Origin of the sequence: Bacillus sp. SM2101, from assembly GCF_018588585.1 — a bacterium.
Taxonomy (GTDB): Bacteria; Bacillota; Bacilli; order Bacillales; family SM2101; genus Nanhaiella; species Nanhaiella sioensis.
Genome location: NZ_JAEUFG010000098.1, coordinates 1 through 1,473, shown reverse-complemented (window position 1 = coordinate 1,473; position 1,473 = coordinate 1). Strand labels below are relative to the sequence as shown.

Genomic DNA, 1,473 nt, shown 5'->3' with positions numbered 1-1,473 from the left:
ATTCAATTGATGAAGCTATTGACAAGGCTAAAGAAAATGGAGCGTTAGTTGTGAGAGATAAAATGGAGTTCGATTCTTTTTATCTTGCATATTTGATCGATCCCACTGGAATTGGATTCGGTTTAATTCAAAAGAGAATCTTGTGAAAAGATTAAATCTTATATTAACGACAACCCTTTATTTGTTTCTTTTGTTGTGAATTTACCAGTAACGATTAAGGAGGAAGCCTACGTAGTAGGGCTTTATATGTAGTGTGGGGAAAAATACATATAACAATCAAAAAGTTATTGATTCAAGCACTTATCATAAAATAATACAATATCACCTACATCAACCAGTATATCTTGTCTCATTTATAAGTATTGATAAAGAAAATGATTCAAGAAATAAATACTGGTGGAACTCTGAAATAACAAGTAAGAATATGGGAGTTACTGAAGAAACATTTACACCTAGGGAACAATATACGATGGAATTATTTAGGTTCATCAAGTCACTCCTCCGAAGTATCGAAAAGTTATTAGTTTAGAAACAATTTTTCAACTTCATCTAACTGAATTCTATGGTAAGTGGTATTCAACAAAATGGCGCAAATCTTAATATTTAGATTTGCGTCTTTTTCATTCAAATTCCATACTCTATACAAAAGGATTACCTAAGTACTGAACATTTGAAATAAGTGATCTTAAGTTAAAGTTTAAAAATCTGAATTTTAACAAAATATTAGAGTTGCAAGAAATTAGAAGTTATAATGGTATCATGCACAGAGGTGCAATTAGGGCTATAATTATTCCTGAAAATCATATTTTACTAGTTCATTCAAATAGAGGGGACTATAAGTTTCCAGGTTTAATGCTAAAGAAACCGATATTGTCGCTCTATAAAGATAAGTTTATAAGGGAGGTTGCATTTTGATAAAAATTCTATATTTATCAATAATCATTATAACTACTTTCCTAGCTTCATATTTCAATTGGCCTGTTTTCATAAAAGGTAACCAAGTAAGTATATATAATTTAATCGTGACTGTAGCTTTTTTCTTAATTTGGTTTATTTCATGTATATATATCGGATTAAAAAGTAAAAAGAGATATATAATTCTTATCTCAGTGTACTGGGGACTCAACATTTTATTCGTAACTTTATTATTGGTTTTTAACAAATTTGAGATTAATACAACAGTACTTCTACCATTTGCAATTCTGTATGGTTGTCCAATATACGGTTTTCGTTATTTTATAGCTAATCTAACACTCCTTCAACTAATCACTGCTCCGTTGGGTCTAACCTTATGTATTTTAGGATACTGGTGGGGATATATCATTCGATCAAAAAACTAAAAATACATAGTATTAAGACCAAGTTATTCCTTATTATGAAGAAGGGCAATTCCTCCACAATATGGCGCAAGAATATAGTTAAGGCGATCCTGAGTACCTTAAGGATAAGTCTATTAAGAATGGGCACCAGGTA

2 protein-coding genes are annotated in these 1,473 nt (G+C 30.3%); both read left to right on the top strand.

Going from position 1 to position 1,473, the window contains the following annotated elements; all coding sequences use genetic code 11:
- Positions 1 to 146 (top strand): VOC family protein (locus JM172_RS25750; protein ID WP_483297282.1); only part of this gene is annotated, 146 nt, incomplete at its 5' end.
- Between the two features lie 107 nt (positions 147 to 253).
- Positions 254 to 529 carry a hypothetical protein gene (locus tag JM172_RS24385; protein ID WP_214484963.1) on the top strand — a complete coding sequence of 92 codons (276 nt, stop codon included), beginning with the start codon at positions 254 to 256 and terminating at the stop codon, positions 527 to 529.
- Positions 530 to 1,473 lie beyond the last annotated feature (944 nt).